Genomic DNA, 25,440 nt, shown 5'->3' with positions numbered 1-25,440 from the left:
GGGATAAATCATAAATTTCCGCCTGATAATACCTTTCTAACTTAAATAAGAAAAAGAAGAAAAGCTTATTTCATATAGCTAAAAGTTATGATTATTTTGGCGTCGCTATGCTAAATGCGTTTTAACTACAGACAACAATCTCTCCAACTCTTTTTTGCCTTTTTCGGAAAGGACTTTGTTGTCGTGCAACATTTGGGTGGCACGAGCCTCAATAAAGCGGAGGTAATCGCTGTTTTGGGTTTCTTGGAATTGCTTTTCGGCTAACTGCATTTCAGTGAAATCTTTATTGGTTTGAGCAAGCAGCACTTTTTGTCCGATTAATACAATTAATGCGGCAATTAAAGCGATGACGGCGCCATAGCCATTAGTGGGATAATAAAGAATGCCCGCCAGAACAAAAAGTGCGGTCACTAAATTGGATGAATTTTTAATATAGCCTTCAGCCGGTGGTGGCTTGATGAGATCTTTCCAGTTCATAGGATTTATATGTCATGCTAAAAAATTTGCCTTCCCTCAAGAGAAAGAGGGAAGGCAATACCATAATATATTATGCTAACACACCAAAATGATAGCCTAAAATACCCACGCCGAATAAGGCGAAGATGATGTACATAGCGTTGATTTTTTTACGTAATAAATACATACATAAGAAGGTTAAACCTAACGCTGCAAGGCCTGGGAGAAGGTCATTTAACACGCTTTGCACAGTGGTAACCACTTCTTCGCCCATTTGGTTTTTATAGCGGGAAAGTTCTAATGGAATGTTGATACTCGTCCATTTCGATACCAGAGAGCCCATGACAAAGAGACCGAGGATAGATGCCCCCTGCGTCAATTTTTGTAAGCGACCGCCCCCCATATCGTTAACGATTGTGGTACCTTTTTCATAGCCGTATTTGAAACCATACCAACGAGTTACTGCACGGCAAAGGTTGATACCGATGAAGAAAAGCAATGGCCCTAAAAGGCTACCAGTAATGGCTAAACCTGCACCAAGTGCGGCCAATACAGGACGTAATGTTCCCCAGAAAATTGGGTCACCCACACCGGCTAATGGGCCCATTAAACCGACTTTCACCCCGCTGATTGCTGAGTCATCAATATCGTTACCGTTCGCACGTTCTTGTTCCATCGCAGCGGTTACACCGATGATAGATGATGCGACCCAAGGTTGGGTGTTAAAGAATTCTAAATGGCGTTTTAATGCCGCTGCTTGATCTTCTTTTTTGCTGTAAAGACGTTTAATGGCTGGGATCATGGATACACAGAAACCCATTGCTTGCATACGTTCAAAGTTGAAGGATCCAAGCAAGAAAGTTGAACGCCAGTAAGTGCTACGAATATCGCCTTTTGTTAATGATTTTTTAGTTTGTTCAGTCATAATTTCTTCCTTATAGTCCTTCAAGTTCATCGTCAGCTAATTCACGTTTTGCAACTGCTTGTGGTGCAGTAGATTGATGGAAACGTGGGTTCAATTGAATGTAAATCATCGCTAAGCATGTGCCTAAAATACCGAGACCGACAAGGTTGTAATTGGTGAAAGAGGCGATCACGAAGCCTAGGAAGAAGAATGGCATTAATGCGCCTGCACGCATCATATTGATGACCATCGCATAACCGACGACCACGATAAAACCACCAGCGATTTGTAAACCGCGAGTAACCACTTCTGGAATCGCGTTCAATGCTTCGGTTACCGTATCCGTACCTGCTACTAACGCAACGAAGAAGGTTGGAATTGCCACGCGTAACGCTTGTAATGCAAGGCCGCTAAAGTGACAGAATTCAATACCTCGGAAGTTCGCTTTTGCGGCAAAATCATCGGCTTTGTGTTGAAGGAAGATAGTTAAAGTACGAACGAAGATGGTTAATACTTGACCTGCCGCCGCTACCGGAATCGCAATCGCTAATGCGCTCCCTTTATCTTGTCCGCCTTTGATGACAAGGATAGTCGCAATCACACTGGCTAATGCCGCATCTGGTGCCATTGCTGCACCCACGTTCATCCAGCCTAATGCCACTAATTCAAGGGTACCACCGACAATAATACCGGTTTCTAAATCACCTAATACTAAGCCTATTAGGGTACAAGCAACTAAAGGACGATGGGTTTGACGTTCGTCCAATACACTCCCCATTCCGCAAATGGCGGCAACGAGCGTGACTAAAATAATTTCCATTGTTGTCATAATGAATTGTCCTCGTAATTAAAATTGAATCGCATCAAGCTCTTTGTGTGTGAGCATTGATTTCGGGCTGCTCGCCACTTGTTGTAAGCTTAATTCCACGCCTTTATCTAAAAGCTGTTTAAATGCCGCTACATCTGTTGGGTTGACGGCAACGGCTTGAGAAATAAGTTTATCGCCTTCGCGATAGGTCATACCGCCCACATTGACCTTATCAATTTTCACGCCACCCTCGATTAAACGCAGGATGTCCGTTGGGTTGGTCACTAACCAAAGAATATTTTTACCTGCATATTTCGGGTTGTGATACACCTTAATGGCTTTTTCCACAGGAATCACATAAGCTTTCAAATGTTCAGGCGCGATTTGGAGTAATAAATCACGACGAAGCGCATCATTCGCCACATCATCATTTATCGCAAAAATCGCTTCACATTTCACTGCTTTCGCCCAAGAGGTTGCCACTTGACCGTGGATTAAACGACTATCAATACGCAACAAGGAAATGTTCATATTGCCAGAAAGTGCGGTTGGATTTGGAGAGGTTTTTGGTGCTTCAGCTGGTTTAGAGGCTGGCGTTGGAGCAGGCTTGCTTTCTTTAGGTTGACGGAAGGATTTCACGGCAGCGACCCCGACTTCTTTCGCGGTTTCTACCAATTCATCTAAGCTAGCGCCATCTTTAGCATCAAGTACTTCTAGCAACATCGGTAGATTAATGCCGGTGACGATATCGGTATTATCCCTTTCACTGGCAACTCGGCTTGCCGCGTTATAAGGGCTACCACCAAATAAATCGACCAAAAAGAGCACCGGTTCATTTTCAGGCAGCGTGGCAATAATCGCATTGTATTTCTCGATTAAATGCTCACCACCTTCACCCGGTAAGAAAGTCACGACATGGCAGTTTTCATCTTCGCCATACACCATAGCGGCGGAATTGACGATTTCTTCAGAAAACTTACCGTGCGTTGCAACGATAATGTGGGTCATGGATATTCCTCCCATTGAGTTGATAAAATCAGTCTATTTTGCTTTCAATACGCATTACGCAAACGATTGCTCCGAATGGAGTTTAGTGTATGGATTTGAAGATTACCGTCAAATAAAGAATAGTCAAATAGTGATCGAGATCAAATAAACAGGTAAGATGACTTACAACTTTTGAGGTATTTATGAATGAAATGCAAAGTGCGGTTGATTTTTGGACGATTTTTATCGAATGGAAAGCATTTCGCGACAAGACAAATAGGAAAAGGTTAAAATAAGCCAAATTTTCTGTTGGGAGTTTCAATGTTTTTTGTTTATCTCATTATCGCCTTAGCGGCAGGTGTCGCACTCGCGACGCAATCAGCCATTAATACGCAGTTGGCGAAAGCCATGAGTGGCGAAGCAGTGATCGCGACCTTTATTTCTTTTGCAGTGGGAACGATCGTTCTCTTTTTTATTGCTTGGGTAAAAACCGATTTATGGGGCAATTTATCAACCGTCCCTTCACAACCTTGGTGGAAATTAATTGGTGGGATACTTGGTGCAGTTGTCGTGTTCACAACGGTTTTACTTGCACCTAAGCTAGGCATTACCGCGATGTTATTTTTTATCATCGTCGGACAATTAATTACCGCAACCACTATTGATCATTTCGGTCTTATCGGTATGCCGATTCGAGAAGTCAATATCACGAAATTTATTGGCTTAATTATTGTCGCCTTTGGATTAGTATTTTATTTCTTTGGGGATAAGTTAGTTGAGCTATTTGGGACGAGATAAGATAGAATACGTCTCTGTTCATTTATTTATCGCGTAATTGGGGAAACTATGCGAAAGCGTTGCCTGTGGGCTTTGATTATTTTGTTGCTCTTGATCGTAGTAAGCGTTGGCTTAGTGCGCGTTTTTGCGACCCCGAAACGAGTGGAACAACTTGCAAATCATTTTTTAGCACCACATTATCACATTGAATTAGCTGATGACTGGCAATGGAAAGCGACAGGTTTAACGCTACCTGAGCTAAAAGTGAAAACAGATCAATGTACCCTCATAAACCTCAATGATGCGCAACTCACTTGGTGGAATACGCATAGTCTTGATATTGAAAAGGCTAGCTTGAATTATGATTGTTTAACTCATTTGCCAAGCGATAACGCTGAAAAAACACCGCCAAATTTAACCGCACTTTGGGCGGCATTGCCTATTTCTGATGTCAAAGTTAAACACTTTCAATTAACAAATACCGACGCACTAAAACAAGCCGCGCTGCAGCCTTTTTTATCGGCTGATTGGGCGTTAGATGCAAACTATAACGGCAACCAATTAGCACTAGAAGCACAAGCGAATAATGATGGGCTTGAGCTGCATCATCAATCCACTGTTACGCCACGAGATGGGATCTTCCAATGGACAGGCAATACCGATATCAAACAATCAGGCGATAAAACCTATGATCTTCAGTTCACTGCAAATTTTGAGCCCGATCTTTCTCAACTTCCTCAACAAGGAAATGTTTTATTCAATTGGAATAACCCAGAACTAGCCGTCACAAAAGGCGAGGCAAAAGTGTCGTGGCAAGGTGCGGATGGTCAGTTAAATGTTCAAGATTTAACGGCAAATTCTCCGTTGTTGGATGTGCCTTTCGTCTTCACCAAAGACGGTTTGGATATTTCATGGGGGAAATTTTACTGGACTTTCGACAGCTATCAACCGATTAAAGGCTTCCTTGGGTTATCTATCCACCGTGCAGCAGAGGGCTTGTTGCCGTTAAGCATTGATATGAACGTGATCTTGCAAACCTTTGGCGAAATGGGCAAAGGGGAGATCGTGATTTCAGGCAAAAATGGCGAAATCGGTGGTGGCGATGATAATAATGAATTGGATTTTGAGCTGAAAACACGTGGGGATTTACGTTATAACTCGACTGTGGCACTCACCAATTTAACTTATCATCTAGGTGGGATTTTTACGCATCCCGTGGTGTATTTTTATCCGGGGTCGGTCTTTAAAATGGATAACGAACAAGAGGGCACCAAGTTACATGTTCGTTTACCGTTAGATGACATTATTATCGGTCGTTATGGCTTAGAAGGGCGTTTGCAGGCAACGTTGAATGGCACAACCCCGCAGTTTGAAAATCTCAATTTAAAATTAGACGGAAACGCTCACGAGTTTATTGCCGGTATTAAAACCGTGTTTGACTTCCGAGATGAAGAACATAAGTTACAGTCGGTGGAAAAGCAAGCGACAAACCGTTGGGATTGGATTATCAATGGAAGCGCAAACTGGAAATCCTTAAATACGCCAGTCAAAATGGAAGGTAAGGGTTTTTGGGAAGCCGATCATATTGAATTAAATCAACTTTCTGCTCATTCCAAAGAAGTCAAAATGAAAGAGGTAAAAATGGCGCCACTTTCATTGGAACTTAAAGATCGACTCCGCTGGGATTATGAAGAAGAACATATTCGCGGCTTGTTGCAAGCGAAAACTGATTGGATTGAATTTGCTTATGGAGGTCGTTTTGTTTCGCCCATTTTTGGCTTAGGCATTGATGGTAAGAGTATCAGTAACTTCAATTTTGCAGGTGATTTAAAGGCGGGCTCGCTTGGGCCATTAGATGTCTTAGGCGTATATCAGAATAGCGCACTTTCAGGCGAAATCAGCTGGAAAGAACAATCCGCAAAAGTGTTCCAATCACTCTTCCCACAAAAATGGAACTGGTTAATTCATGAGGGTAGCATCAAAGGACAGAGCAAATTCGTGATTAATACCAATGGCGTGAAAATGGGCGGGGAACTGAACCTGAAAAACGGTAAAATCACCATGCCAGATGGTGAAGTTTATGGCTTGAATATTCGCTTCCCAATGAATTATGAAAACGAGGCATTACAAGTGGCTTCGGGCAAACCCATTCATATTTCGACTAAAAATATTCGCTATGGAGCACTTTCTGTTGCAAATGGGGAATTGGATTTATTCGGGCACTATCCGAATACCATGAAAAACCCACTTATCTTAAAAAATGTGAAGGTATCTTTATTTGATGGTGAATTGACGATCCCTCAGCTCACTTTCCCACAAAGTAAAATGGCGACACTTTCTTTTACCAATATCGATTTAGCCCAAGTGTTAGCTTTGGCACAATATAATCAAGTAACCTTAACCGGCCGAGCTAATGCGACCTTGCCATTTTGGCTCGGACATAAGGAATGTTTAATTTGTAATGGCACATTGGAACAAGTGGGAAATGTATCCATCAAATTAACGGATGAAATGGTGAAAGGGCTGAAAAAAGGTGGTTGGACAGAGAATATTTTGGTGGATTTATTAAAAGAAATGGAACTGCAAAATTCTCATGCGGCACTGACGCTCGATCCGAAAGGACAAATGACATTACGTGCGAGCATTAGTGGATTTAATCCAACCAAGCGAACTCATAATCCGATAACGTTAAATTATACGCACCAAGAAAATATGTTTGAATTGTGGAATATGATTGACTATGGCTCGCAATTTGAACAAAATCTGCAATATAAAATTTATAAGCAATTAGACAAGACAAATGATAAAACACCTTAAATTTCAACCGCACTTTTTTATTTTTGCGGCGATGTTTACACTCACAGCTTGCACTCCAACCATTCAATTGGATACGCCAAAGGAAGGCATCACTATTAATATGAATGTGGTGGTTGACCACAATATTAAAGTGGAAATGGATGAAAAATCGCAAAAAGCCGTGAGCGAAGTTGATCCTGAGAAGAAATAATTGAATCAATTAAAAAAGGCCGTCTGAATGTTAGATTTTAGATGGTCTTTTTTCATTTTTAAGTGCGGTTAAATTTTACGAAAATTTTACTTAATTTTTACTTTATTTACAGTTTATTATCTTTATGTTTAGGCGTATGATGACTATTAGTTTTACATAACCCTTAAATTTATTTAGGTAAATATATTATTTCTATTTAATAGGAGATTGAATAATGAAAAAATTATTCACAGCGGTACTTTCTGCGGCAGCCATTGCTGTACCTTTTTTTGCTTCTGCGAATACTGCGCCACAAACAGAACAAAGTGCAGTACAACCGGAAAAAGCAAAAGGCGTTTGGATTGATGTACGTTCAGCCGAGGAATTTAACGCAGGTCATTTACAAGATGCGGTGAATATTCCACATGATAAAATCATTGAAGGTGTGAAAGCGATTGGCTCAGATAAAGATGCACCGATCAACCTTTACTGCCGTAGTGGTCGCCGTGCCGAAGCTGCACTCACTGAGCTGAAAAATGCAGGCTATACCAATGTTACTAACCATGGTGGTTATGAAGATTTGGTAAAAAAAGGTTTGAAATAAACAGCACATTATTTAAAGCAAAAATCCCCTAGAGCAGAGCAGTAGGGGATTTTTACTATAAAGAGCGGTCAAATTTTTAAGTGTTTTGCAAATCGTCTTAAAAACTCGACCGCTTGTTTTTTTACTTCAATTTAACTGCAGTAGTCCCTTGTTTAAAGTCGTTTTTTCAATGTCGGCAATATTGCATCCCAAGCGGTTAAGGCCTCTTTCTCACTGAGTGGCGAACCCTTAGTATTTTTCTCATTGGCACCGAACGTCATCTTAAATCTCACACTGCCATCATCTTTTTCCCAGATAAATAGATATCGATTTCCCTGCCACTTAACCAGTTTTTCACTGCCGGTCATGCCATTGATATTGCGATTTCCTTTGCGGATGGTGCTGTATTTCGCCCATGAGAAGAGTTTATCCAAAGCACTATCTTTAGTGAAAAGATCTCGTTCTAATAGCGGTTTATCATCTTCCTCCAAAGATCCACCCGTCGTTAGCTCGGCATAAACGTCTTTATAGTCTTTGATTTTGATGCCTGCACTGCCAAAAAACGGCTCAGTTCCCTTATCGGCAATAAATCCTTCTGTTAAACAGACACCTTGTTGCTGTGGCATTTCAGTATCTTTACGATCTCTCAGCTTGTCGAAAAAATCATTTCGTATCTGCCCAATAGCTTCGTCAACTTTGCTTTTTTCCAGCTGTTTCAGGTTTGGGGGAGTTTTGCCATTAACAGGCATAATGCGCACAAAAGCTCTAATAGAATAGTCATCGTTCTTACCTAGCTTGAAATAGAAATCGACATAATAGAGCATACCTTTTAGGTGCTTTGACACCGAGTGTTCCCAAGAACCCGGAGCCTGTGTCACCATCGCTATCGCTTTATTAGGAAAGATTGTACGGTTTTCTATAAAAATATCACTTCCATTATATCCTTTTTCTTTAACCTCTAATACGGATTCTACTTCCAGATTCCAATAATCTGGTCGCACTCTTATCTGCCAACCATTATATCGAAGCCAACCAGTCCCACTTATACGGTTAGCTGGTAAGTTAATTTGGTAACGCCCACTACAAAATGGCTGCTCAGTCCAATACGTTGCCGCATTTTGAGCATAATTGCTTGCTGTATTTTCTACTGCTGAGTGGGTTTGGGGATGTTGACTGCAAGAAGACAACATAACACTAGTCAAAACAGTGCTATAAAACATCAGTCTAGAAATTTTCATCTTCGGCATGTGATTTCTTCCTTATTGTAAATTTGAGAATGCTAAATAATATGGCAGTTTTGCTAACGTTTTTCTTTCCATATTGCTCTTAATAGATGAGTTTACATGCTTTTAATGTAAAGTGCAACTTTACACTATTCAAGAGAGGTTAATTAAAAGGGGATTCAATACATTTTAGAGAGAATAAAAGGCCTTTTGACATTTCAAAAGACCTTTTTCACGCCAAAGTGCGGGCAGATTTTCGTTTACTAAATACAATAATCTTCTTTTAATAAGTGACGATAGGCGTAAAGATAAGATGCACCGACAAATGCTGCACCACCGGTAACATTGCCTAAAAAGACAGGAATCATATTGAAGAAGAATTGGCTCCAAGTCACATTAGCACCAGCAAAAATCCCGGCAGGAATAATAAACATATTGGCGACAAAGTGTTGTAATCCGATAAGCACAAAAATCATCACAGGGAACCATATGGCTAGGATACGACCAGAGGTTTGTTTGGCGCCAAAATAGAACCAAATACCCATGCAGACCATCCAGTTACAGGCAATAGCTGAAACAAAGGCACGACCAAAATTCATTTGCACTTTAGCCTCGGCAATCGCGATGGTTTTAGCGGCAGCAGCACCTTCTGATAAACCGACATAATGCCCTAAGAAATAGGCCATAAACAGCGCACCGAGAAGGTTGCCCAAACTCACGACAATCCAGTTACGAAATAATTTTTTAAGGCTTACTCTTTTGGTTAAACGGCCTAATGCCATCATCATCATATTTCCCGTGGCTAATTCACCACCACCGATTAGGATACAAATCAAACAAATAGGAAACACGGCTGCACCAAGTAATGTTGATAGTCCACTCCACTCTGGAGGAATGCCGCTCACGACTTTTAAATAGGCCATATAACCAAAACTCACATAGCCGCCACCTAAAAAACTTAAAATAGAGAGTGTTTTTAAGTGTCCTTGCGACTTAGCATAACTTTTATCAATAACATCTTGTAAGATTTCGTGGGGATAAAGATCGCGATGCTGCATAGTTGTACCTCTAGTGAAAATAAGATAGTAAAAATGTAGCAAAGCACATAGCAAAACCGAAAGAATTGTTAAGTATATGTACTGATTTTTAGTTATAACGAAATTGAATAATAATCCGAACCTAAAATTAGGTGTCTAGGTTCTTTTTTTGAGGGCAAAGTGCGGTCAAAATTTAATGAATTTTTGCAAGAAATTATAAAAATTTGACTGCTTGTATGTATAGAAAAAGCGTTGTTCTAGCGATATAGAACAACGCTTTTGTTTTTAAATTATATGTAACTTAAAAGGGTTGTTTCTATATAAGGAAAGAATGAAAAATAAAACTCTAATTATTTCAACTTGTTGCAATCAAATATTGATAACTTCCTTAAAAATACGTAAAAATAACCCCGATAACAGAGTAATTATATCATTATATTTTACAATATTAACGTAAAATTTTTACACATTGCTTTCAAGAGCCAACCATTTATGTTCTCTGTTTTACTTTTTGAAAATAAAAACAGAGGACTTCTATACTTTGGTGTAAATAATTCTCTTGAATAAATTTCTGTTCTATAGCTATGCTCTATTTTTGAGTTTCAAATGTAGTATGGAGTTATCAAAATTGACAACTCCATAAATAATATTCTTATTCTTTGTTTAATCTAACAAGAAAATGCTTAAATTGTTCTTCGTCGTTATTCAACTTTCCGAAAAATAACTCATCAATTTGCTCAATTAACGGAACAGCTGTTTGTAATATTTTTTCTCCTTTTGAGACCTTTGCAAAATCCCCTCAAAATCCCCTAAATTCCCACCAAGACATTTAGGGGATTTTTCATGAGCACCTTCTTCCAACAAACCGTCCAAGCCATGATTGCCAAACACATCGACCGCTTCCCGCTATTGAAGTTGGATCAAGTGATTGATTGGCAGCCGATCGAACAGTACCTGAATCGTCAAAGAACCCGTTACCTTAGAGACCACCGCGGCCGTCCAGCTTATCCCCTGCTGTCCATGTTCAAAGCCGTCCTGCTCGGACAATGGCACAGCCTCTCCGATCCCGAACTCGAACACAGCCTCATTACCCGCATCGACTTCAACCTGTTTTGCCGTTTCGACGAACTGAGCATCCCCGATTACAGCACCTTATGCCGCTACCGCAACTGGCGGCGCAAGACGACGCCCTGTCCGAATTGCTGCAACTGATTAACCGCCAACTGACTGAAAAAGACCTAAAAGTAGAGAAAGCATCCGCCGCCGTCATTGACGCCACCATTATTCAAACCGCCGGCGGCAAACAGCGTCAGGCCATAGAAGTCGATGACGAAGGACAAGTCAGCGGTCAAACCACACCGAGTAAAGACAAAGATGCCCGTTGGACAAAGAAAAACGGTTTATACAGACTCGGTTACGAAACAACATACCCACATCGATTCTGAAATCGCTTTCAGATGGCATTTCCGTATCAAGTGCGGTCGTTTTACAACCAGTTTTTTAGCAGCCCGCGAACAAATCGTTCAGCCCTTCGGCGATGGTCGGGTGGGTGAAGATTTGGTTTTTGACATAGCGGGCAGGGACGCGGAAATCGATTGCCATTTTAAACAGGTTGATGATTTCGTGCGCTTCGGCGCAGAACAGGGTTACGCCGAGGATTTCGCCGCTGTGCGCGTCCACCACGGCTTTGAGCAGGCCGTCGGTTTGGTTGAGGATTTTGGCTTTCGGAATCGCGTCGGCTTTCAGTTTCAACACTTTCACCTCGCGCCCCGATTGCTGCGCGGCGGTTTCGGTTAAGCCGATATGGGCGAGCGGCGGCTCGGTAAAGGTGGCGGTCGGGAACGGGGTGCGGTCGGCGCGGTTGCGTTTGCCGTCGCCGAAAAGCTGTTCGCGCACGATGCGATAGTCGTCGAGCGAGATGTAGGTGAACATCGGGCTGCCCGCCACGTCGCCCATCGCCCAGATGTGGTTTTTGCCTTGCACGCGCAGATGGTCGTCAACGAGGATGAAGCCGCTCGGGTCGGTTTCGATGCCCGCGTTTGCCAAGCCCAATCCTTGCGTGTTCGGCATGCGGCCTACGCCCACCAGCACCGCGTCGGCGGTAAATTCGCCTTGCGAGGTGATGACGCTGGTGTCCGCCGTATTGTCGCGGAACGCTTCAATTTTCACGCCTTGCAACACCTTGATGCCTTTGCTGTTTAATACGCGCAGCATTTCTTCGGCGATGTCGCGATCTTCACGCGGCAGGAAGCGGTCGCCGCCATCGAGAATGGTGATTTCGCTGCCGAAAGCGTGGAACATAAAGGCAAATTCCAAGCCGATGTAGCCGCCGCCGATGATGACGAGGCGGCGCGGGCGTTCGTTCAGCGCGAGTACACCGGTGCTGTCCAGTACGCGCGGGCTGTCTTCGCCCGCTACGCCCAGGCGGCGCGGGGTGGCACCGGTGTTGATGAAAATGCGTTCGGCGGTAAGGGTTTGCTCGCCGCCGTCTGGGTCAGTCAGTTTGACCGTGCGATCATCGAGAAACTCGGCGCGCGCGTTGAGCACGGTTACGCCGTCCAGATTGTCCAGTTTGGCGAAATTGGCGGCGCGCAATTTCGGAATCAGGGTGTTTTTCGCGTTCATCGCCGCCGCAAACACCGCCGCTTTGTCGGCGTTATGCCCGCGCTGCTCGCTCTCGACAATCAGTTTTTTGCTGGGAATACAGCCGATGTTGATGCAAGTGCCGCCGTACATCTGCGCCGACTGTTCCACCAGCACGACCTGTTGCCCGTGTTTCGCCAAATCCGCCGCCAGCGTTTTGCCCGCTTTGCCAAAGCCGATAATAAGATTTTGTGTGTGCATAATTTGTCTCCGTGAAATGATGGATTGCGCACCAATTATAGACCTTATCGATTTGTTTTTACATAAGACCTTTGCAAAATTCCCCCAAAATCCCCTAAATTCCCACTAAGACATTTAGGGGATTTTTTATGACTACCTTCTTCCAGCAAACCGCCCAAGCCGTGATTGCCAAACACATCAACCGCTTCCCTCTATTGAAGTTGGATCAGGTGATTGATTGGCAACCGATCGAACAGTACCTGAACCGTCAAAGAACCCGTTATCTCCGAGACCACCGCGACTGTCCCGCCTATCCCCTGTTGTCCATGTTCAAAGCCGTCCTGCTCGGACAATGGCACAGACTCTCCGATCCCGAACTCGAACACAGCCTCACACTGCAAATGCTTGATCCCGAAATCGCCATTGAGTTTGACAGCGACCCCAAACAGGCACGCGCCAGCCGCCAAGACGCGCTCAAAGATGCCGCCACACGTAAAATCTAGATAGCTGGCGCACATATGCCCTTCCCCGGCATCGGACACATCCGTGCCGAAAGCAACGGCAGCTACACTTGGCTGCCGGTGGAATATACCCCGATCGAAATCGACGGCAAAGTACAATAATTTAACAAAAACCGACCGCACTTTTCTTAGAGGAAGCCGTCAAATGACGGCTTCCTTGTGTTACGGCGATTTTTCTTTATAATACGAAAAATTTTTATGAATTAACAAAGGCAGGAATTATGGCGGTAGAAGCGGCTGACGGCGATTTATTGCACGTGGTGGTGTTATTGGGGGCGGCGGTAGTTGCCGTGCCGTTATTTAAACGTTTAGGTCTAGGCTCGATTCTGGGTTATTTGGCTGCGGGGCTGGTTATCGGACCCTTCGGATTAAAGCTCATTACCGATTCCCACGCTATTTTGCATATTGCGGAATTCGGCGTGGTGATGTTTCTGTTTTTGATCGGGCTGGAAATGAAGCCGTCGCATTTATGGAAATTGCGTAATCAGATTTTCGGCTTGGGTACCCTGCAGGTGACGCTTTCCAGTCTGTTCCTTACCCTAATCGGGCTAGCTTACGGTTTTTCTTTAGTGATGTCGTTTATTGCGGCGGTAGGTTTTACACTCACCTCCACCGCAATGGTCATGCAGATTATGGACGAACGTCATGAAATCAGCACACCGCAAGGTCAGCGCATTGTCTCCATTTTGCTGTTTGAAGATTTGCTGATTGTGCCCATGCTGGCGATTGTAGCATTTCTAGCACCCGATAATCCCAATGCCGTTGCCGATGCCGTACCGCTATGGCAGAAAATCGGTGTTGCCGCGCTTTCTTTGGCAGCGTTGATTGCGACAGGTATTTGGCTGCTCAATCCGCTGTTTAAAATTCTGGCAAAATCCAAAGCACGCGAGGTGATGACTGCCGCCGCGCTGCTGGTGGTACTCGGTGCGGCTTATTTAATGGAGCTGGGCGGTCTGTCTATGGCGATGGGGGCGTTTCTGGCGGGAGTGCTGCTGTCGGAATCCGACTTCCGTCATCAGCTTGAAGCGGATATCGAACCGTTCCGAGGCCTTTTGCTCGGGCTGTTTTTCTTAGCTGTCGGGATGTCGCTGGATGTGGCAACGGTGCTCAATAACTGGAAGGTAATTCTTTCCGCCACTGTACTGATGATTATCTTGAAATGCTTTGCCATTTATGGAGTGGCGCGTTTTGCCAAAGCAAGCCATTACACCGCGATACACCGCGCCGTACTGATGTCGCAGGGCGGTGAATTCGCCTTCGTATTACTCGCCTCTGCTGCCGCACAACGGGCGATTAATGCGGAAGTGCTAGCGAATATGACGGCAATCGTGGTGCTCTCCATGATTACGACACCCTTCAGCGTTATGCTGTTCGACCGCTGTGTCAAAGAACCCCGCGCAGCTGCGGCAGTGGACGATGTGGAAGAACATGCGGGTGAACTCAACGGCAACGTGCTGATTATCGGATTCGGGCGCATGGGGCAGGTGGTCAGCCAAATGCCGCTAGCCTACGGTGCCACCATTTCCATTCTGGACAACGATCCCGACATCATCAACGTCGCACGCGAATACGGTTTCAAAGTCTATTACGGCGAAGCCACCCGCGCCGACGTGCTGCATGCCAGCGGCGTGGAACACACCGACATCGTAGCGGTATGCGTGGACAACGGAGAAAGTGCGGTCAGAATTGTGGAAAATATTCGTCATATCAACCCGAACGCCAAGGTGTTCGTGCGCGCCTGGGATAGACGCAATGCGCTGGCCCTAGTGAAAGCGGAAGCGGATTTCGTAGTGCGCGAAACCTTCTATTCTTCCATGAAAATGGGTGATGAAATCGTCAAGGCATTGGGTGCTAGCGTGCAGGAATTACGTGCCGTACACGACAAAGTACGCGACGCCGACAAAGAACGCTTCGCTTTGGAAATTGCCGGCAAGGAATTTGAAGGGCGCAGATTACTGTTGGGGAATATAAAGAAAAATTCGTAAAATAGAGCGCACTTTTGTAGCTACAAGCGATGGAATTTAAGCGAAAAATTGCAAAAATTCCACCGCACTTTTTACGCCCGTTCGGAACGCAGGCGGTGTTGGCGGATGTTTTTCAGCAGGCGGAACAGTTCCGCCCACGCGGAGCGTTTCGGCTGCGGGGTGTTGCCTGTGCCGATGAGCTTCATTTGATAAGCATACCAGCCCAGTTCGAGGAAGACGCCATAAGCCTCCAGCGCCAGTATCTGAACTAAACGCAGCTACTGATTTAAGCTCGCCTCCATAGCCTAGTTCCCAGCCTTTCCAGTCTTTTTCAGTAGCATTTGTCATATTAAAGTTAATAGCTTTGGATGTATGATTATAGACTTCAATCGGCAAGCTACTCGTATCTAAATGACTGCTACACGCAGTCAGAAATGAAGATAAGCCTACAAATAATAATGCGATTATTTTTTTTCATAGTTTACCTTTTATATTTATAAAAATAATTAGAGTGAACTCTATCTATTATACATTTGGTGTACCAGCAAGTCATCATGTGATTACTGAATTCTTATTCAGTGATAGTGATCTATTTCTCTAATTTCGCTTTAAAGCTTACCACTGCGTTTTTTTCTTCTAAAGTGCGGTCGGTGGTGGAACAATGTCGTCCAAGTTAGAAACGGTATAAGGAAACATCGTTTGTTACATTTTTCTATAAATCAAAATCCGCGTAAATTCAGTCGGGTAGTCCAATCTGAATGTCGTACCGGGTGAATGGTAGAGACGAAACTCAACGGTAACGTTAGGGTATTTATCGATAGAAAATTCATAGGATGTGAAAAAATATGTGGTCTCATCAAAAGCCGTTTTCAGTGTTTCTGATTTTTCCTCACTTTTTTTAAGATTCAGATGAAAGTATTTTGTCAATTCATCTTTGTCAAATAGGATATTTATTGAACCTTCACTTTCATCCCAATAGAGATTAAGTTTTGTATTCTGTTTTAACTCTTTAGGTACAACCAAATGAACTTTTGATTTTTCCAAAGTGTAGATTGTATAACCGTTTTTCATGTTTGTATGAGTAAGAACCTTGATATTCCTACGTTTATATTGCAATAAATCAGGATCAACAGATTGTTTTTTCTCCATAATTTCAGATGCAATATCAATCATTTCTGCTAAATAGGCTTTTTCCAATTGGATTTCGGTTTGTGTCATGGAAAATATATTTTGCGAATAGAACAATAAAAAAATAACAGATAATTTCGAAAGGATTTGTTTAAAATTTCCCATATATTCTTACTCCTAAAGATGTTCAAAGGAAATAAAGCAAAGATACATCGTTTTCTTTTTCCTGATTCGAGTGATGTTGCCCATCTAAGAAATGTTCTCCTTGATATCTATACTATTTTCCAGTATTCAAATAAAGATATATTAGATTCGGATGCGGTGCAATAAATTGAATATTTATTGCGTTTTAGTGCTTGATCGAGATAAGGCATACGAATAATTGATGTCAAAATGAGAGATAAAAAGAGACCTTTCAATGAAAGGCCTCTCTTCGTATAGATAATCTTGTATCAATACAATTTAGAATGGAATGTTGTCATCAAATGCATCCATTGGTGGCTCAGCTTGTGGAGCTGACGCAGATTGTGTTGGACGAGATTGATAGCTTGGTTGTGGTGCTGATTGTGCAGGTGTATAACCGCCCATATCTTGATTACGACCACCTAACATTTGTAAGTTATCACCTTGGATTTCAGTAGTGTAACGATCTTGGCCATTGTTATCTTGCCATTTACGGGTTTTTAAACGACCTTCAACATAAACTTGCGAACCTTTACGTAAGTATTGACCTGCAATCTCCGCTAAACGACGATATAACACGATGCGGTGCCATTCGGTCACTTCACGACGTTCACCTGTGTTTTTATCTGTCCAGCTTTCACTTGTTGCCACACTGATATTTGCTACCGCTTCGCCATTTGGCATCGTGCGGATTTCAGGATCGTTACCTAAATTACCCACGATGATTACTTTATTAATACCTGCCATAGAATCCTCTATATTTTAGAAATAAGGTGAAAAATTTTGGCTATTTTGCCTTAAAAGAAACAAAAGATCCATAAAAATTAACTGGATATTTGCACAGATATTGAAATATGCGATAATAGTCGCAATTTTTGAATTTATTTTCTTAAGGCAATCGCTTTTTTTATGGATACTATCGACATTCGTGGGGCTAGAACTCACAACCTTAAAAACATCAATTTAACCATTCCGCGCGATAAATTAATTGTCATTACAGGCTTGTCCGGTTCAGGCAAATCTTCTTTAGCATTTGATACGCTTTATGCGGAAGGGCAGCGCCGTTATGTGGAATCGCTCTCTGCCTATGCGCGTCAGTTTCTTTCTTTGATGGAAAAGCCGGATGTAGATTCGATTGAGGGCTTGTCACCAGCGATTTCTATTGAGCAAAAATCCACTTCTCATAACCCGCGTTCAACCGTGGGCACGATCACAGAAATTTATGATTACCTGCGTTTGCTGTTTGCTCGCGTAGGGGAGCCGCGTTGTCCTGAGCATGATGTGCCATTAACGGCGCAAACCATCAGCCAAATGGTGGATAAAGTCTTAAGCTTGCCTGAAGAAAGCAAAATGATGTTGCTTGCGCCTGTGGTGAAAAACCGTAAAGGTGAGCATGTTAAGCTGTTAGATAGTTTAGCGGCACAAGGTTATATTCGCGCAAGAATTGATGGTGAAATCTGTGATTTATCTGATCCGCCAGAACTTGCTTTACAGAAAAAGCATACCATTGAAGTGGTGGTGGACCGTTTTAAAGTGCGGTCAGATTTAGCCACACGTTTAGCAGAATCTTTTGAAACGGCTTTGGAGCTTTCAGGCGGTACGGCAGTTGTGGCTGATATGGATGATCCTAAAGCTGAAGAGTTGGTTTTCTCGGCGAATTTTGCTTGTCCGCATTGTGGCTATTCCGTACCAGAATTAGAGCCTCGCTTGTTCTCATTTAATAACCCGGCAGGGGCGTGTCCGACTTGTGATGGCTTAGGTGTTCAGCAGTTCTTCGATGAAAGCCGTGTGGTGCAAAATGAAAGCATTTCCCTCGCAGGCGGTGCGGTGAAAGGTTGGGATCGTCGTAATTTCTATTACTATCAAATGCTTACTTCGCTAGCAAAACATTATAAATTTGATATTGAAACGCCATACGAAGATTTACCACAGAAAATTAAAGATATTGTGATGCATGGTTCAGGCAAGGAAGAAATTGAATTCCAATACATGAACGACCGTGGTGATGTGGTGATTCGCAAACATCCTTTTGAAGGGATTTTGAATAATATGGCGCGCCGTTACAAAGAAACGGAATCCATGTCTGTACGCGAAGAATTGGCGAAAAATATCAGCAACCGCCCTTGTGCAGATTGTGGTGGCTCGCGTCTTCGTCCAGAAGCTCGTAACGTGTATATCGGTAACATTAACTTGCCACAAATTTCAGAGAAAAGTATTGGTGAAAGCCTTGAGTTTTTCCAAGGACTCACCTTAACAGGTCAAAAAGCGCAAATTGCAGAAAAAATCCTGAAAGAGATCAGAGAGCGGTTAGAATTTTTAGTGAATGTGGGTTTGAATTATCTTTCCCTTTCTCGTTCTGCCGAAACTCTTTCGGGTGGTGAAGCGCAACGTATTCGTCTTGCAAGTCAGATCGGTGCGGGCTTAGTAGGCGTCATGTATGTGTTGGATGAGCCTTCAATCGGTTTACATCAACGCGATAATGAACGCTTGCTAAATACGCTGATTCACTTGCGTAATTTGGGCAACACCGTGATCGTGGTGGAGCACGATGAGGATGCCATTCGAGAAGCCGATCATATTATTGATATTGGCCCTGGGGCGGGTGTACACGGTGGCCAAGTGATTGCACAAGGGACAGCCAAAGAGATTATGGCAAACCCGAATTCGATTACGGGTAAATTTTTATCGGGCGAAGAAAAAATCGAAATTCCGAAAAAACGAACCGCACTTGATAAAAGCAAACTTTTAAAATTAAAAGGTGCGACAGGGAATAATCTCAAAGGTGTGAATTTAGAGATTCCAGTAGGCTTATTTACTTGCATCACAGGGGTATCAGGTTCAGGCAAATCAACGTTAATTAATGATACCTTATTCCCACTGGCTCAAAATGCTTTAAATCGTGCGGAGAAAACGGATTTTGCGCCTTATAAATCCATTGAAGGCTTGGAATATTTCGATAAAGTGATCGATATTAATCAAAGCCCGATCGGTCGTACACCGCGTTCTAACCCAGCGACTTACACGGGATTATTTACCCCAATTCGTGAATTATTTGCTGGCGTGCCAGAAGCGCGTGCGCGTGGTTATAACCCAGGACGTTTTAGCTTTAACGTGCGTGGTGGACGTTGTGAAGCATGCCAAGGTGATGGTGTGCTGAAAGTTGAAATGCACTTCTTGCCGGATGTGTATGTACCTTGTGATCAATGTAAAGGTAAACGCTATAACCGTGAAACCTTGGAGATCCGATACAAAGGCAAAACTATTCACCAAGTATTAGATATGACGGTAGAAGAAGCCCGTGAGTTTTTTGATGCTATCCCAATGATTGCGCGTAAATTGCAAACCCTAATGGATGTTGGCTTGTCTTACATTCGTTTAGGTCAGTCTTCTACCACACTTTCAGGTGGTGAGGCACAACGTGTTAAGTTAGCGACAGAGCTTTCAAAACGTGATACCGGTAAAACCCTTTATATTTTGGATGAGCCGACAACCGGTCTGCATTTTGCCGATATTAAACAACTTCTCGAAGTGTTACATCGCTTACGCGATCAAGGCAATACCATCGTGGTGATCGAACACAACTTAGATGTGATCAAAACCGCAGACTGGATTGTGGATCTTGGTCCTGAAGGGGGCAGTGGCGGTGGCCAAATTATCGCGACTGGCACACCGGAAGACGTGGCTAAAGTCAAAGGTTCGCATACTGCGAGATTCCTGAAAGATATCTTAGCAAAAGGCTAGAAAAAACAACCGCACTTTTGAGCATCATCAAAGTGCGGTTATTTTTTTGAGATTTTTAATGGCGATTTCCAAAAGGTGGTTTGGCGAACCAGACGATAACAAATAATGCTAAGAAAATTATCGCAGATAACCAGAAGATCTCATTAGCGCCAATAATAAAGCCTTGAGCGGTGATTTGTTTCGCGAGATATGATGCCGTTTGTTCTTCGCTTAAACCAAAACTTGCCATCGTTTGGAAGAACTGTTGGGAAATCGGATTATATGGGGTAATCGCTTCCGTGAGTTGAGTATGATGCACGGCTTCGCGGTTATACCACATAAATGTCGTGAGGGATGTTCCCACCGAGCCAGCAAGGGTTCGAAGGAAATTAAATAAGCTTGACGCCGAAGCCATTTTTTCGGGCGGTAAACCTGAAAGCGTAATGGTGGTCAGCGGCATAAAGAAGCAGGCGACCGCTAAACCTTGCACAAATTGTGGCAAGGCAACATCGGCAAAGGTCATGCTAGGCTCAAAGGTCACGGCTCGCCAATAGAAAGTTAGGGCATAAACCATAAAGCTGATCGTGACTAAAATTCGCATATCAATTTTATGCCCAAATTTACCGATGATAGGAGACAGTAAAATCGGTAATAATCCCACTGGGGCAGCTGCGAGCCCTGCCCAGGTGGCGGTGTAGCCATAAACTTGTTGGAGTAGAAGTGGGATAAGCACAACAGACCCTAAATACACCAAAAAGGCGAGACTGGTTGAAAGGCAGCCTACGCTAAAATTGCGTGATTTGAACAGTGAAATATCCACAACGGGATTGTCATCAGTGAGTTCCCAAATCGTGAGTGCGATTAAACACACAATCGCAATCACGGTGAGAACAATAATCTCCGTTGAATTAAACCAATCTTGCTCTCTTCCTTGGTCCAGCATTAATTGTAAACAGCCTACGCCGAGAACCAGTAAAACAAGCCCAACAGTATCAATAGGTTGATGAGAAATTTGGCTTTCTCGATTGCCTAGAATCTTCCAACTCATTAAGACGACGGCTAATCCAATGGGAACATTGATGAAAAAGATCCAACCCCAATGAATGTTATCGCTGATCCAGCCTCCCAGAATTGGCCCGAAGATAGGTGCTACGACCACGGTCATTGACCAAAATGCGAGTGCCATGCCTCGTTTTTTAGGCGGATAGTTATTGAGTAATAAACTTTGAGAAAGCGGTATGATTGGACCGGCAACCGCACCTTGGATGACGCGGCAAATAATCAACATTTCCAAACTATGTGAAATGCCACAAAGCCAAGAGGCAAGGACGAAAAGTAAGGTTGAGATTAAAAATAACCGCACTTCGCCGAAACGTTTCGCTAGCCAGCCGGTGATAGGAATTGAGATCGCATTGGCCACACCGAACGAGGTGATGACCCATGTGCCTTGGCTGGATGAAGCCCCTAAATCACCTGCAATAGTAGGAATGGCAACGTTAGCGATGGTGGAATCTAACACCTGCATAAAAGTCGCAAGTGAGAGCGCTAACGTGAGAATAACCAGTGCACCGCCTTGTACCGGCGTAAAATGAGATTGCGACATCGTGAAACCTAGTAACTATTGTCGCGAATAATGGATTCGATCAAATTATTGACCGCACCTTCATCATATTGCAGCACATTGGTGGAATAAAGTGTTGTGTTTGGTGCCTGGTTACGCAAGGTTTCGCCTTGGCTATCACTCACATTTACTTTCACTGTAGCAGAAAGACCGATACGTAATGGGTTTTCAATAAGCTGTTGCGGATCTAGTTGAATTCGTACAGGCACACGTTGCACCACTTTGATCCAGTTGCCTGTCGCATTTTGGGTTGGTAATAATGAGAATGCACTACCCGTACCCATTTCAATTCCCACGACTTTTCCATTAAAGGTTTTATCTTTGCCGTAAAGGTCGAAATGAATTTCAACCGGCTGACCAATTCGCATATGGGTTAATTGTGTCTCTTTGAAGTTGGCGTCTAACCACATTTGATCGGTAGTCACCACTGCCATTAATGCTCCACCAACAGAAACCGCTTGTCCTACTTGCGCATTGCGACGAGCTACATAGCCTTTAATTGGGCTGCGGATTTTTGTGCGTTCTAAATTCAACCAAGCTTGTTTCAAATTACTGACCGCACTTTGAATTTGCGGTTGTTCACTTAAAGGCCCGTCTAACAACAAGGCTTGATTGGCCTCCAGCTGGTTTTGTGCGGTTGTTAAGTTTGCTTTGGCGAGTTCAACGGCTTCTTTGGCGTGTTGGAAAGATTCTTTATCGATCGCTCCATCTTTCACTAATTGAACGCGACGGTTTAAATTCCCTTGTGCTTGAGCAAGGGTGATTTCATTCGCTCGAACAGCAGATTTCAATTGTTTTACGGTGTAATTCAGTTGAGAAATTTGGCGAACGGCATTGGCTAAATTACTTTTAGCTTGCTCAAAACTTAATTTGGCATTGGTGTCATCTAACTCTAATAACACATCGCCCGCTTGTACGGGATCCATATTATCAACATTAATTTTCGAAATATTTCCCGCAACTTGTGATGAGACCATCACCTGATTGCCGCTGACATAGGCATCTTCCGTTTCTTCAAAGCCTTTAATAAAGAAATACCAATAAGCCGCCGAACCGATTGCAATCAGAAGAAGCAAAAGAATAAAAATGGAAAGCCCTTTTTTACGTTGTTGAGATTTATTATTTGAGGAAGTTGGTGTATCTGTTTGTTGATCGGACATAACGCGAGCCTTATCGGAAAATTCTGAAGTAAAAAAAGCTTCAGTCTATAAAATATGAATGTTTGTTCATTATGAACGTGAATTAGAATTATTTCAAGAATGACCGCGCTTGTTTAGATAAAAGTGCGGTCAATTTTAATGACGTTTTTTCATAACAAACAGGTGTCGGTATTGCTAAAGCAGAGAGTGGGATTTTGTTATAGTATTTGGATATAAAAGCAAAATTAATATGTGTTTGTTTTTTTTTAGGATAATTTATTTACATACATTTACATAAATTATATTGAAAATGCCTAGATTTTATTAAGCGTGTGTTAGATAATGGGGATTGGTTTCTGCTTGGGCGTTTTGAGGCAGGCTCATAGTTTTATAATAGTTAAATTTATGCAAAGGAGTTTTATTTTTTATGAATAAGATTTTTAAAGTGATTTGGAATCGAACTACTCAGTCGTTGGTAGTAACGTCCGAATTAGCGAAAGGCGCGGCTAAGGCGTCATGTGAGAATAAGGCTGTAGAAAGTAAAGCCTCATTTGGAAGAATTTTTAAATTATCGGCATTGTCTTTACTGCTTTTAGATGTCACAAGCACTGCATATGCGGCATCATCAGCACCTGCAGGCGCAGGTGATGGCAAATATGAAGCAATTGCACTCGGTGCAAGAAGTTCTGCTGCACCAGGAGCTGTAGTAATTGGAGCGGGTTCAATCGCAACAGGAAATATCAAAGGTGTTGCAATTGGTCATACTGTTTTGGCTAATGGGCAAGATGCAGTAGCTATTGGTTCTAACTCTCAGTCAGTAACTCAGGGGGTAGCTCTGGGGCGTTTAGCAAATGCGGGTAATAGCGCTACGGCATTGGGTAATCAAGCTACTGCAAGTGGTGAAAAATCAGTAGCTGCGGGTAACCAGGCAACCGCAAGTGGTGGCAGCTCTATAGCTTTAGGTAATAGTGCTAATGCAAAAAATACAGATGATGTGGCGTTAGGTTCTGGCTCAGTAACTGGAGCTCGTAATGCATTAACCTCTATTACAATTAACGGAAATGAAGTCGGTAATAATGGTCAAGAGAGTGGAACGTCTGTTCTCGCAGTAGGTAATAGTACCTCTGCTAGACAGGTTCAATATGTTTCAGCAGGCTTAATTAGCGCAACTTCTACCGATGCGATTAATGGTTCACAGCTTTACAACGTGATTACAGTCGTAAATTCAACAGCAAGTACGGCGACAGCCGCTAAAACGACTGCAGATAATGCACAAACTACCGCAGATAATGCTCAGACTACAGCAACAGCGGCAAAAAGTGTTGCAGATCTCAGTCAGACTATTGCAACAACTGCAAGTATGACTGCAACAACAGCAAAGACTACCGCAAACAATGCATTGGAGTTAGCTAATCAAGCCGCTAATATTTATTTCCATGTAAATGATGGAACAGAAGATATAGATAGACTTCCTTCAGAGGAGAGTTTAAGAACTAATGGCGGCTCAGTTCGTTCGTCTGCTGGTGCACAAGGTATATTTTCTATTACAGCAGGTATGCGAGCAACAACCACCGAAACAGCATATAATGCAATTGCTATGGGTAACGGTGCTTCAGCAGCATCTGAAGATGCAGTGGTAGTGGGGTCTAATAGTGCAGCTCGCACAGGGACAGTAAATGCAACCGTATTAGGTGCTAATTCTGTGGCCGAAGCAAATTCAGTGAATGCGACTGTAGTTGGACAATTCTCTGCAGCGGGTAAAGATTCTGTGAATGCAACCGTTGTAGGTTCAAGAAGTTATGTTCGTCCAAATACAAATGATGGTACAGCATTAGGTCATTACGCTGGTGTGGATAACAGCACAACAAATGGTACATCAGTTGGTGCTCGCACTTGGGTTGGCGAAAATGTGAATAATGGTACAGCTTTAGGGGTATATAACCTCGTTGGTAATAATACTCAAAATACCATTGCTGTAGGTGTTGCAAATAACGTAAAAGATGGTGTTAAAAATAACACGATTATTGGACACGGTAATACTATTGCATCAAACGGTACAGCTGTATTGGGTAATAACTTAAATATCGCTGCGGGTTTAGATGAAGCGGTAGTATTAGGTAATCATTCAACTACGACAGGTTCTCATCCTATTGCAAATGTAACTGAAGCAACTGTGGGTAATTTAACCTATAGTGGCTTCAAAGGAACCGTTGCAGGTGCAGGTAGCTTTGTAAGCGTAGGTGCGGTAGGTGATGAGCGTAAATTGATCAATGTTGCAGCAGGAAATATTTCCGCGACTTCAACAGAAGCGATCAATGGTTCACAACTTTATGCAGTAACTTCACAGCTAGATCAAACAAATGAAACAGCCAAGACAGCCGCTTCAAGTGCAAGTAATGCAGTTTCTTTAGCCTCTACAGCAGCTTCAGCGGCAACATCAGCGGCGGAAGTGGTTACCAGCAACTTAAGTAAAATTGAAAGTGCAGCTTCAGCAGCTGTAAGTGCCGCTTCATCAGCAAATAGCTCAGCGACAGCTGCAAGTACTTCAGCATCTGCGGCAGATTCTTCAGCGAAAGCCGC

Annotated in this window: 18 protein-coding genes and 3 pseudogenes; 10 read left to right on the top strand and 11 right to left on the bottom strand. The window is 43.1% G+C overall.

Translation table 11 applies throughout. The features are described from left to right. Nucleotides 1-108 precede the first annotated feature (108 nt). From HMPREF2732_RS09075 to HMPREF2732_RS09060, 4 genes and pseudogenes are all read right to left on the bottom strand, one after another. Nucleotides 109-477: pseudogene (locus HMPREF2732_RS09075) on the bottom strand (hypothetical protein); the annotation flags it as partial. Nucleotides 478-547: 70 nt separating this feature from the next. Continuing rightward, nucleotides 548-1,381 (bottom strand): PTS mannose transporter subunit IID, encoded by an 834-nt coding sequence (manZ, locus tag HMPREF2732_RS09070; protein ID WP_049364739.1) that lies wholly within the window; start codon nucleotides 1,379-1,381, stop codon nucleotides 548-550. A gap of 10 nt (nucleotides 1,382-1,391) precedes the next feature. Continuing rightward, on the bottom strand, nucleotides 1,392-2,189 hold the full coding sequence (locus HMPREF2732_RS09065) for a PTS mannose/fructose/sorbose transporter subunit IIC (RefSeq protein ID WP_005695178.1): 798 nt from the start codon (nucleotides 2,187-2,189) through the stop codon (nucleotides 1,392-1,394). Nucleotides 2,190-2,207: 18 nt separating this feature from the next. Next, complete coding sequence (locus HMPREF2732_RS09060) at nucleotides 2,208-3,176, bottom strand: mannose/fructose/sorbose PTS transporter subunit IIB (protein WP_065420069.1); 969 nt, start codon at nucleotides 3,174-3,176, stop codon at nucleotides 2,208-2,210. A 300-nt stretch (nucleotides 3,177-3,476) separates the two neighbouring features. On the opposite strand from HMPREF2732_RS09060, the gene HMPREF2732_RS09055 reads away from it, so the two are divergent. The 4 genes from HMPREF2732_RS09055 (at nucleotide 3,477) to HMPREF2732_RS09040 (ending at nucleotide 7,522) form a co-directional block, all read left to right on the top strand. Continuing rightward, nucleotides 3,477-3,953, top strand: coding sequence for a DMT family transporter (locus HMPREF2732_RS09055; RefSeq protein WP_070592640.1), 477 nt, complete (start codon nucleotides 3,477-3,479; stop codon nucleotides 3,951-3,953). 48 nt (nucleotides 3,954-4,001) lie between these two features. After that, nucleotides 4,002-6,749 carry a YdbH family protein gene (locus tag HMPREF2732_RS09050; protein ID WP_070592638.1) on the top strand — a complete coding sequence of 916 codons (2,748 nt, stop codon included), beginning with the start codon at nucleotides 4,002-4,004 and terminating at the stop codon, nucleotides 6,747-6,749. Further along, nucleotides 6,733-6,939 carry a YnbE family lipoprotein gene (locus HMPREF2732_RS09045; protein WP_070592635.1) on the top strand — a complete coding sequence of 69 codons (207 nt, stop codon included), beginning with the start codon at nucleotides 6,733-6,735 and terminating at the stop codon, nucleotides 6,937-6,939. Before HMPREF2732_RS09050 ends, HMPREF2732_RS09045 begins: the two co-directional genes overlap by 17 nt. A gap of 214 nt (nucleotides 6,940-7,153) precedes the next feature. After that, nucleotides 7,154-7,522 carry a rhodanese-like domain-containing protein gene (locus HMPREF2732_RS09040; protein WP_014064271.1) on the top strand — a complete coding sequence of 123 codons (369 nt, stop codon included), beginning with the start codon at nucleotides 7,154-7,156 and terminating at the stop codon, nucleotides 7,520-7,522. Between the two features lie 152 nt (nucleotides 7,523-7,674). On the opposite strand, the gene HMPREF2732_RS09035 is transcribed toward HMPREF2732_RS09040, so the two are convergent. Together HMPREF2732_RS09035 and HMPREF2732_RS09030 are read right to left on the bottom strand one after the other, a co-directional pair. Then, nucleotides 7,675-8,748, bottom strand: a complete 1,074-nt coding sequence (locus HMPREF2732_RS09035; protein WP_070592633.1) for a T6SS immunity protein Tli4 family protein — start codon at nucleotides 8,746-8,748, stop codon at nucleotides 7,675-7,677. 239 nt (nucleotides 8,749-8,987) lie between these two features. Then, the gene (locus HMPREF2732_RS09030) at nucleotides 8,988-9,782 is read right to left on the bottom strand and encodes a formate/nitrite transporter family protein (protein ID WP_070592631.1); all 795 of its coding nucleotides are present in this window, start codon (nucleotides 9,780-9,782) and stop codon (nucleotides 8,988-8,990) included. 822 nt (nucleotides 9,783-10,604) lie between these two features. Between HMPREF2732_RS09030 and HMPREF2732_RS09025 the strand changes: the two are divergent. Beyond that, nucleotides 10,605-11,207, top strand: a pseudogene (locus HMPREF2732_RS09025) (transposase); the annotation flags it as partial. A gap of 54 nt (nucleotides 11,208-11,261) precedes the next feature. Here the strand turns inward: HMPREF2732_RS09025 and HMPREF2732_RS09020 are convergent. Further along, the gene (locus HMPREF2732_RS09020; protein ID WP_070592627.1) at nucleotides 11,262-12,605 is read right to left on the bottom strand and encodes an FAD-dependent oxidoreductase; all 1,344 of its coding nucleotides are present in this window, start codon (nucleotides 12,603-12,605) and stop codon (nucleotides 11,262-11,264) included. Between the two features lie 128 nt (nucleotides 12,606-12,733). Here HMPREF2732_RS09020 and HMPREF2732_RS09905 point away from each other — a divergent pair. The 3 genes and pseudogenes from HMPREF2732_RS09905 to HMPREF2732_RS09820 form a co-directional block, all read left to right on the top strand. After that, nucleotides 12,734-13,018 (top strand): annotated as a pseudogene (locus tag HMPREF2732_RS09905) (transposase); the annotation flags it as partial. Between the two features lie 308 nt (nucleotides 13,019-13,326). Beyond that, complete coding sequence (locus HMPREF2732_RS09010) at nucleotides 13,327-15,090, top strand: monovalent cation:proton antiporter-2 (CPA2) family protein (RefSeq protein ID WP_070592623.1); 1,764 nt, start codon at nucleotides 13,327-13,329, stop codon at nucleotides 15,088-15,090. Between the two features lie 29 nt (nucleotides 15,091-15,119). Further along, on the top strand, nucleotides 15,120-15,341 hold the full coding sequence (locus HMPREF2732_RS09820; RefSeq protein WP_148129053.1) for a hypothetical protein: 222 nt from the start codon (nucleotides 15,120-15,122) through the stop codon (nucleotides 15,339-15,341). Between the two features lie 430 nt (nucleotides 15,342-15,771). On the opposite strand, the gene HMPREF2732_RS09000 is transcribed toward HMPREF2732_RS09820, so the two are convergent. Together HMPREF2732_RS09000 and HMPREF2732_RS08995 are read right to left on the bottom strand one after the other, a co-directional pair. Beyond that, nucleotides 15,772-16,362 (bottom strand): hypothetical protein, encoded by a 591-nt coding sequence (locus tag HMPREF2732_RS09000; protein WP_070592618.1) that lies wholly within the window; start codon nucleotides 16,360-16,362, stop codon nucleotides 15,772-15,774. A 297-nt stretch (nucleotides 16,363-16,659) separates the two neighbouring features. Beyond that, the gene (locus tag HMPREF2732_RS08995; RefSeq protein WP_070592615.1) at nucleotides 16,660-17,127 is read right to left on the bottom strand and encodes a single-stranded DNA-binding protein; all 468 of its coding nucleotides are present in this window, start codon (nucleotides 17,125-17,127) and stop codon (nucleotides 16,660-16,662) included. 162 nt (nucleotides 17,128-17,289) lie between these two features. Between HMPREF2732_RS08995 and uvrA the strand changes: the two genes are divergently transcribed. Then, a complete protein-coding gene (gene uvrA / locus HMPREF2732_RS08990) occupies nucleotides 17,290-20,121 on the top strand; it encodes an excinuclease ABC subunit UvrA (RefSeq protein ID WP_070592612.1) in 2,832 nt (943 codons plus the stop codon). Between the two features lie 55 nt (nucleotides 20,122-20,176). Here uvrA and HMPREF2732_RS08985 read toward each other — a convergent pair whose 3' ends face one another. Together HMPREF2732_RS08985 and HMPREF2732_RS08980 are read right to left on the bottom strand one after the other, a co-directional pair. Beyond that, entirely contained in the window at nucleotides 20,177-21,703 is a 1,527-nt protein-coding gene (locus HMPREF2732_RS08985; RefSeq protein WP_070592610.1) for a DHA2 family efflux MFS transporter permease subunit, read from the bottom strand. A gap of 8 nt (nucleotides 21,704-21,711) precedes the next feature. Further along, on the bottom strand, nucleotides 21,712-22,881 hold the full coding sequence (locus HMPREF2732_RS08980) for an EmrA/EmrK family multidrug efflux transporter periplasmic adaptor subunit (RefSeq protein WP_070592607.1): 1,170 nt from the start codon (nucleotides 22,879-22,881) through the stop codon (nucleotides 21,712-21,714). Between the two features lie 406 nt (nucleotides 22,882-23,287). On the opposite strand from HMPREF2732_RS08980, the gene HMPREF2732_RS08975 reads away from it, so the two are divergent. Next, on the top strand, nucleotides 23,288-25,440 hold a 2,153-nt coding region (locus tag HMPREF2732_RS08975), incomplete at its 3' end, for an ESPR-type extended signal peptide-containing protein (protein WP_148129052.1).

Origin of the sequence: Haemophilus sp. HMSC061E01 (genome assembly GCF_001810345.1) — a bacterium.
GTDB lineage: Bacteria > Pseudomonadota > Gammaproteobacteria > Enterobacterales > Pasteurellaceae > Haemophilus_D.
Note: the sequence above shows the minus strand (reverse complement) of the source record. Positions and strands in the feature narration are given on the sequence as shown.

Bases quoted from the DNA above. Each gene is read 5' to 3' on its own strand.
- manZ (WP_049364739.1), bottom strand. From the start codon at position 1,381: ATGACTGAACAAACTAAAAAATCATTAACAAAAGGCGATATTCGTAGC.
- HMPREF2732_RS09065 (WP_005695178.1), bottom strand. From the start codon at position 2,189: ATGACAACAATGGAAATTATTTTAGTCACGCTCGTTGCCGCCATTTGC.
- HMPREF2732_RS09060 (WP_065420069.1), bottom strand. From the start codon at position 3,176: ATGACCCACATTATCGTTGCAACGCACGGTAAGTTTTCTGAAGAAATC.
- HMPREF2732_RS09055 (WP_070592640.1), top strand. From the start codon at position 3,477: ATGTTTTTTGTTTATCTCATTATCGCCTTAGCGGCAGGTGTCGCACTC.
- HMPREF2732_RS09050 (WP_070592638.1), top strand. From the start codon at position 4,002: ATGCGAAAGCGTTGCCTGTGGGCTTTGATTATTTTGTTGCTCTTGATC.
- HMPREF2732_RS09045 (WP_070592635.1), top strand. From the start codon at position 6,733: ATGATAAAACACCTTAAATTTCAACCGCACTTTTTTATTTTTGCGGCG.
- HMPREF2732_RS09040 (WP_014064271.1), top strand. From the start codon at position 7,154: ATGAAAAAATTATTCACAGCGGTACTTTCTGCGGCAGCCATTGCTGTA.
- HMPREF2732_RS09035 (WP_070592633.1), bottom strand. From the start codon at position 8,748: ATGCCGAAGATGAAAATTTCTAGACTGATGTTTTATAGCACTGTTTTG.
- HMPREF2732_RS09030 (WP_070592631.1), bottom strand. From the start codon at position 9,782: ATGCAGCATCGCGATCTTTATCCCCACGAAATCTTACAAGATGTTATT.
- HMPREF2732_RS09020 (WP_070592627.1), bottom strand. From the start codon at position 12,605: ATGCACACACAAAATCTTATTATCGGCTTTGGCAAAGCGGGCAAAACG.
- HMPREF2732_RS09010 (WP_070592623.1), top strand. From the start codon at position 13,327: ATGGCGGTAGAAGCGGCTGACGGCGATTTATTGCACGTGGTGGTGTTA.
- HMPREF2732_RS09820 (WP_148129053.1), top strand. From the start codon at position 15,120: ATGGAATTTAAGCGAAAAATTGCAAAAATTCCACCGCACTTTTTACGC.
- HMPREF2732_RS09000 (WP_070592618.1), bottom strand. From the start codon at position 16,362: ATGGGAAATTTTAAACAAATCCTTTCGAAATTATCTGTTATTTTTTTA.
- HMPREF2732_RS08995 (WP_070592615.1), bottom strand. From the start codon at position 17,127: ATGGCAGGTATTAATAAAGTAATCATCGTGGGTAATTTAGGTAACGAT.
- uvrA (WP_070592612.1), top strand. From the start codon at position 17,290: ATGGATACTATCGACATTCGTGGGGCTAGAACTCACAACCTTAAAAAC.
- HMPREF2732_RS08985 (WP_070592610.1), bottom strand. From the start codon at position 21,703: ATGTCGCAATCTCATTTTACGCCGGTACAAGGCGGTGCACTGGTTATT.
- HMPREF2732_RS08980 (WP_070592607.1), bottom strand. From the start codon at position 22,881: ATGTCCGATCAACAAACAGATACACCAACTTCCTCAAATAATAAATCT.